General features: G+C 73.3%; 4 protein-coding genes. 2 read left to right on the top strand and 2 right to left on the bottom strand.

Annotated elements, in window-relative coordinates; translation table 11 throughout:
* Together FF36_RS40135 and FF36_RS24755 are read right to left on the bottom strand one after the other, a co-directional pair.
* A partial coding sequence (locus FF36_RS40135; protein WP_052681396.1) for a TIR domain-containing protein occupies positions 1-4,601 on the bottom strand: 4,601 nt, incomplete at its 3' end.
* Positions 4,602-4,701: 100 nt separating this feature from the next.
* Positions 4,702-5,256, bottom strand: coding sequence for a pyridoxamine 5'-phosphate oxidase family protein (locus FF36_RS24755; RefSeq protein ID WP_044887567.1), 555 nt, complete (start codon positions 5,254-5,256; stop codon positions 4,702-4,704).
* A gap of 33 nt (positions 5,257-5,289) precedes the next feature.
* Here FF36_RS24755 and FF36_RS24750 point away from each other — a divergent pair, with 33 nt between their 5' ends.
* Together FF36_RS24750 and FF36_RS24745 are read left to right on the top strand one after the other, a co-directional pair.
* Positions 5,290-6,345, top strand: a complete 1,056-nt coding sequence (locus tag FF36_RS24750; protein ID WP_044887566.1) for a helix-turn-helix transcriptional regulator — start codon at positions 5,290-5,292, stop codon at positions 6,343-6,345.
* A gap of 129 nt (positions 6,346-6,474) precedes the next feature.
* A complete protein-coding gene (locus tag FF36_RS24745) occupies positions 6,475-6,924 on the top strand; it encodes a DUF456 domain-containing protein (protein WP_082122198.1) in 450 nt (149 codons plus the stop codon).
* Positions 6,925-7,021: the final 97 nt, after the last annotated feature.

The following is a 7,021-nucleotide window of genomic DNA, read 5'->3' as shown; positions in this document are numbered from 1 at the left end:
CCGTCGGGGGAGAAGGCGACCGAGCGGACCGACGCCTCGTGGCCGGCAAAGGTGCGGAGCGCCTGACCGAAGGCGATATCCCAGAGCGTGGCGTTGCCATCGGCGGCGCCGGTGGCCAGCAGGGTGCCGTCGGGGGAGAACGCCACCGAGCGGACCGGGCGGTCGTGGCCGGCCAGGGTGCGCAGCGGGTGGCCGGTGGCGACATCCCACAGGCGGGCGGTGCCGTCGGTGGCGCCGGTGGCCAGCAGGATGCCGTCGGGGGAGAACGCCACCGCCCACACCCAACCGTCGTGGCCGGTGAGGGTGCGCAGGGGCCGGCCGGTGGCGACATCCCACAGCCGGGCGGTGCGGTCGTCGGCGGCGGTGGCCAGCAGGGTGCCGTCGGGGGAGAACGCCACCGACCACACCGAGCCGTTGTGGCCGGTGAGGGTGCGCAGGGGTTGGCCGGTGGCGACATCCCACAGCCGCGCGGTGCCGTCGGCGGCCGCGGTCGCCAGCATGCTCCCGTCGGGGGAGAACGCCACCGAGTTCTGGGGCGCATCGGCGGGCGCCGTCACCGTGTCCGCCTCGTCCGAGCCGGGAATCGCGGCCGCGCCGAGTTCCGTCGCGCCCGCCGCGGACCCGAGTGATCCGCCGAGGACGGCGGCCCGCGACCAGTGGCTGCCCGCCACCCTGGCGTCCGTCACCGTCACGGCGGTGAGGGTTGCGCCCGACAGGTTCGCGCCCGACAGGTCCGCCCCGGCGAGGACGGTGCCCGTCAGCCGGGCGCCGCGCAGGGAGGCGTCGGTGAGTATGAGGCCGCTGTGCCGTCCGCCCTCGATCCGGGCGCCGTCGAGCACGGCCCCGGCCGCCTCGACATGCTCGGACACCACGTCTACGAGCGTGGCGCCGGTGAGGTCCGCCCCCCTCAGGTCGGCGCCGGACAGCCGGGTACCGCGCAGGGACGCCCCACCGAGGATCGCCGTCCTCAGGTCGGCGTCGCGCAGGTCGGCGCCGTCGAGCCGGGCGTCGGTGAGGTTCGCCCCCTGCAGGTCGGCGCCGCGCAGGGCGCGTCCGGACAGATCGCGTCCGGACAGATCGATGCCCGCGAGCCGGGCGCCGTTACCGAGAAGCACGTCGAGGCGCCGCGCCACCAGGACGGCGTTCTCCCGGGCGATCGCGGGCGCGTCCGGGTCGCTCGCCGTGGACTCCGCCCAGGCGATCAGTCGGCTTCGGGGGGCCAGATCGACCAGGAAGTCGAGCATGAGACCGGACATCTCCTCGGCGGCGAGCAGGTCGCCGGCGGTCGCCGGAGCCTCGGCGCTGACGACCTCGGCCGGGGGTGCACCGCGCCGGGACACCGTGGCCTCCTGGGCGGCTCCGGCGAGCCCGGCGGCGACCTCGACCGCGACGAGGTATTCGAGCACCGAGCGGTGGATGAACGAGAAGCGGCCGTCGGGATCGCGGCGCAGCGCCGTACCAGAACCGAGCAGATGCGCGGTCTCGTCGACGCTGAGGACGCTGGGCCGGCCCATCACGCGCAGCACCTGTGCCGCGATCTCGGTGAGCCGGGCCAGATCGACGGCCACCTCGCCGCCACGCCACATCGCGACCGCCAGCTCGCGGACCGCCGTGCGGCGCCCGGCCAGGGTGAGCTCCACAGACCGCTTCGTCTCGTACGTCAACCACTGATCGACAAGCTCGGCGTAGAGCGCGGCGCGGGTCACGCGGCCGTCGCCGGTGCTCGCGGCCCGGTCCCGGACGGCGCGCAGTCGCTCGTCGTCGATCTCGACGATGAACGACAGCAGCCGCGGGTTCCGGGCGAGCTCGAGCAGGTCGTCGACGTCGTCGATGAGCGCGAGGCGGGTGGCCGCCTGCCGGGCCGCCTCGGCAAGGGCGGTCTCGTCGGCCGGCCGGCCCGCGGTCAGCGCCCGGGTGAAGTGCCCGACCAGGTAACGCTCGATCTGCGCCGGGGTGAAGTCCTCCAGCCGGACGATGAAGCGGCCCAGCGTCCGCTCGACCTTCTCGCCGGTCTTTTTCAGCACATCGTCGTCGTTGATGAAGAACTCGGCCCGGCTGGTCACGACGACCTTCGCCCGGTTCGGCCCGGCCGCGCCGCCGCCCGCCGCCGACCCGGTGCCGTCGAGGATCGCGAGCAGGCCGTCGAGATAGGCGCTCGCCCGCGCGTAGGTGACCCGGGCGGCCAGCTCGTCGAAGCCGTCGAAGATCAGCACCACCCGGCCCTCGCGGACCATGTATCGGAAGGCGTCCAGGTCGGGCTGGCGCACCCCGGCATCGACCAGGTGCTGGACGGCGAGCAGGTCGAGGTCGAACGACTTCTCCAGCTTGCCGAGTTCGATCAGCATCGGGTCGACGTGCGGGAGGCGTTCGGGCACGGCCAGGGCGAGTTGGCGGGCGAGGAACGTCTTGCCATGGCCGAACGTGCCGAGCACCAGGATGAACCGTGCGTCGTCGGTGGCCAGCCAGTCCAGCACCATCTCGAGGGCATCGCCGCCGACCGGCGTCCGGCTGCGGTCGATGCGGCGGATGTGCTGCGGGACGTAGGCGGCGGGCGGGTAGTCCGGGTCGCTGAGCAGTTCCTCGGTCTGGCGGACCCGGTAGTCGCGCAGGTCGAACACGCCCTGGTACTCCGGCATGCTCAGCAGCCGGACGTCCCGGCCGCGGGCGAAGGCCACCAGCTTCGGCGAGGCCGGGTCGTCGCCGGTGTACACCAGATCCGTCAGCCGTAACGGGAACGCCAGGTAGGCCCGGGTCATCTCGGCCGCGAAGGACTCGATGGCGAGTTCGTCGGCTCCGCCCTCGACCAGGCCGATCAGGCGCAGCTCGACGATGCGGCCCTCCCGTCGCCACCCCCGCAGATGCGTCGGCGTGTCCCCGGCGGCCTCGACCCGCTCGACGACGGCGTCCCGGTGGTGCAGCCGTGCCACCTCGGCGAGCTCGTCGAGGGTGTCCCGCGGCCGGGCGACCGCCGCCGGCCGCCGCCGCTGCGAGTCGTCGGCGTCGAAGGCGTCGTCAGGCTCGGCCTGTTCGGCCGAGGCTCGGACCGTGTCCTGAGCGGGCCAGGCGTCGTGACCGAACGTCTCGCTCGCCGGGTCGAGCGAGAGCGAGACGCGGGCCGACAGCGCGTCGTCGGCCTCGAAACCGGCCGGGGTGCCCGGCGCGAACACGCGTGACCTGCGCTCGAATCCCGCCGCGTCGATGTCGATGAGCTGGTAGCGGCCTGGTCCCGGGGCCTGCACCGCGGCGGCGGCGTCGGCGCTGCGCGGGTCCGCCGGCCCGGGCCCTGCCGGGATCGCCAGCAGGCCGGCCGGAAGCCGGCCGATGCGGCCGTCGCCGTGGCCGCCGTGCAGCAGCAGGTGCAACCGGGGTGCGAGGAGCCGGTCCAGCTCCCCGCCATCGTGGAGGAGGGCCCCGGCATCCGTGCCGGCGACGCTCGCCGGGCCGTGGTGCACCGCGCCGATCCGCAGCCAGCCCTCCCATCCGCCCTGGTCCAGTTCCTTCACCACCGCGCTCAGCTGGCGCTCGCCGACCTCGCCGGTGCGCACCTCGTGGGTCTGCGCCATCGTCGAGTTCAGCCCGGCGACGACAACCTTCAGCTCCGGGAAGGCGACGACCGACCATTCGTGTCCCTGCTGGAAGCGTGCCTCGGCCTCCGCCCCGTGCAGCCGCCGCAGGAAGCCGGCGAAGAACGCCCACTTCGGCCAGTGCGGCGGTACGGCTGTGCGATGGTAGGCGTCTTCCAGCGCGACATACGCCTTGCAGAGCGCGGCGTTGACGTCGAGGTCGCCGGGCACGACGACGATCCGCTCCCGGGCGAGGCCCAGGCCGTCGGCGAGACCGGCCAGGAAGTCGTGGGCCCGATCGAACTCGTCCTCGGACGCCGTCCGGGTCAGGTCCCCGGTCACGATCATCAGGTCGGCGATCGCGGCGTGTCCGTCGACACCGGACCGCTTCGCGCCGAGGCCGCGTAGGTCGTCAAGCATCGGTGTCAGTGTCGACTGCGCATCGCCGTCAGTCTCGTCGGAGCCACCGAAGCGCAGGTCGGACAGGTGCAGCACCGAGATGGACCGCCGTCGCCGTTCGCCCGCGCGGCTATCCGCCCCCGGCGGGGGAGGCAAGGTGGGCGGACCCGGGAAAGGGGGAGCGGTCGCCGGCCTCGCCCGACCCGCCACCGTGGCGTGCATCTGCGCGGCCAGCGTCGCCGTGGCCGCGGCCTCGTCCAGGCCGACCAGGTCGATGTAGCCGCGGCCGGCGAGCAGGCCAGTCGGCGTGCACAGCCGCGCGCGCACCGGGACGATCACTCGCCCGGCACCGAGCGGGTCGCGGCGGAATCCGGCCTGCCACTCCGCCTGTCCGTACGAGGACCGTTCGAGGTACGCCTCCGACAGGACGGGCACGATCCGTTCGGCCCGGGTCAGTCCGTCCTGCATGCACGTGACGAAGTCGGTGCCCGCGACGAAGTCCCAGGCCTGGACGAAGACCCGAAACGGTTCACCCGGCGTGCGCTCCAGATTTTCGAGCTGCCAGGCGATCCACTCCGCCCAGGCCCTGTCGTCGCCGGTGTAGCTGATAAAGAAGTCGTGCTCCCATGCCCGTGTCACCCCGTTCGGCATTTATCGAGCATGCCATAGCCGGATCGCCGCCGGCCGGCAATGGAGGAGGTTTTTCGTCCGCTCGTGACAAGTCTGGTGTCGGCGCAGGTCACGGGTTTGCTCTGGCCCAGGTTTCGTGGATGGTGGCAGAATTGTTGCCGCGGCGCTGGAGGCGCACCGCGGAATAGCCGGGGCGCCAGCTTGCCAGGACGATCTCCTCGGCGGGCTCGTCGACGGTGGTGCGGACGATCTCGGTGAGCTCGACGCGGAACAGGTCGAACGGCTCGGGGGGCTGCACCTGTTCGGCGAAGCGGGCCTGGGTCGCCGGGTCGTCGACCCAGCGGGCGAAACCCGCGATCCGGACGTCGCCGCCGGCCATGTCGGTGCCCGGCCCGGGGTTGGCGGACAGCGCGAAGCGGGGGTCGCGGCGCAGGTCGCGGGACTTTCGGGCGGCGGGCATGCTGCCGAGCCACAGCTCGCCGGAGCGGAACGTGACCTCGATGCCGCTGGTGCGCGGGGAGCCGTCGGCGCGGATCGTGGCCAGGATGTGATGGCGGAAAGCCTCGAACCGGGTGCGCATGGTGTTGGCGAGGGCGGGTTGGGCGGTCTCGAAGTCGCGCCAGGATGTCGTCACCCGGCCATCCTGCGGCGCAAACCCTGCCATCCTCCGTCATGGTTTCCGGCCTAGCATCGCGGGGTGCGATCGAGCCGGCTGACCGCGTTGCTGCTGCACCTGCAGGCCGTGCGGCGGGCGACGGCGGCGGAGCTGGCCGCCGAGCTGGAGGTGTCCGTCCGCACGGTGCATCGCGACATCTCGGCGTTGCAGGACGCCGGGGTGCCGCTGTGGACCGAGCCGGGCCGGGCCGGCGGGGTGCGGTTGATGGACGGTTGGCGCACCAGCCTCGACGGGCTCACCGGCGACGAGGCGGCGGCGCTGCTGCTGCTCGGCGCGGGGCCCGAGGTGCTCGGCGGGCTGGGGCTCGCCTCGGTCGCCGCGGCCGCGCGCACGAAGATTCTCGCCACGCTGCCGCCGCGGCCTCGAGCCCAGGCAGGGCAGGTCCGCCAGCGGTTCCTGCTCGACGCGCCGGGATGGTTTCACCGCGAGGAGGCCGTGCCGCACCTGGCCACGCTCGCCGAGGCGGTGTGGGCGGGTCGCCGCGTCGATCTGCGCTACGGGGATCTGCGCTACGGGGATCTGCGCTACCGGCGGGAGAGTGCCGCCGCGGCTCCCCCCGGCCCGTCGCCGGACGGCGTCGATCAGGGCCGTGTCGATCAAAGTGTGGCGCGCCGCGTCGATCCGCTCGGCCTGGTCTGCAAGGCGGGTACCTGGTACCTGGTGGCCCGGCACCGGGGCGATGTTCGCAGCTACCGCGTCGGGCGGATCCCCCAGGCCAGCGTGCGGGCGGAAACGTTCGACCGGCCGGACGACTTCGACCTCGCCGCCTGGTGGCGGGCGGGCAGCGACGAGTTCGCCCGCTCCCTGCTGCGCTGGAGTTGTCGGCTTCGGCTGTCCCCGGCGGCGCTGCGCGGCTTGCGGCACGCCGTCGACCCGTTCGCCGCCCGCGACGCCATCGCCGGCGCGTCGGCGCCGGACGGTGCCGGCTGGCGGGTGGTGGAGCTGGCCACCGAGGGCCCGGATGTCGCGCTGTCCCAGGTGTTGGCGCTCGGTGACGGGGTCGAGGTGCTGGCGCCGGAGGAGCTGCGGGCCGCCCTCGCCGAGACCGGGCGGCGCATCGCCGCACGCAACGCCTGACGAGAACTGCGTGGTCGCGCGTTTGTCAGGCGGGTCCGGGGAGGTCCCGGTACCGGTACCTTCTCGGAAAGGCGGTTCGAGGGAGGTCGCGCCATAAGTACCGGTGAGCTGCTCGCCGTCGCCCTGGTGATGGCCGTGGGCCTGGTCGGGATCGTCCTTCCGGTGCTGCCCGGTCTGGTCCTCGTCTGGGGCGCGGGGCTGTGGTGGGTGATCGCGGACGGCGGCGGGGTGGGTCGCTGGATCGTGCTGGCCCTGATGACGGCGCTGTTCGTGATCGGCGCGCTGACGAAGTACGTCCTGCCCGCGCGGGCCACCGCCGGGCGGGGGGTGCCCTGGCAGAGCCTGGTCCTCGGCGCGGTCTGCGCGATCGTCGGCTTCTTCATCGTGCCGGTTCTCGGGCTGCTGATCGGCGGCGTCTTCGGCATCTACGTGGCGGAGCTGATCCGCCTCGGTGACTATCGCACCGCGGGCGGCACCACCTGGGCGGCGATCGTCGCGTTCGGCGTCGGCGTGCTCGTCGAACTCGTCGCGGGCGTCGCGATGGCGGCCGTCTGGGCCGTCGGTGAGCTCGTACTCTGACCCCGCCGACACACCCGGGTCGCCATCTTCGCGCATTCCGTAGAAGAAAAGTCCTTCGCCGCGGCGATGAGTCGGTCTATCGATAGACCGGATTTCG

This window comes from Frankia torreyi, from assembly GCF_000948395.1.
GTDB classification, from domain to species: domain Bacteria; phylum Actinomycetota; class Actinomycetes; order Frankiales; family Frankiaceae; genus Frankia; species Frankia torreyi.
The sequence above is the reverse complement of the archived record's forward strand: the minus strand, read 5'-3'. Positions and strand labels throughout refer to the sequence as shown.

What these genes read in the sequence shown, in the direction of transcription:
- FF36_RS24755 (WP_044887567.1), bottom strand. Translation starts at nt 5,256, where the DNA reads ATGGCAGGGTTTGCGCCGCAGGATGGCCGGGTGACGACATCCTGGCGC.
- FF36_RS24745 (WP_082122198.1), top strand. Translation starts at nt 6,475, where the DNA reads ATGGCCGTGGGCCTGGTCGGGATCGTCCTTCCGGTGCTGCCCGGTCTG.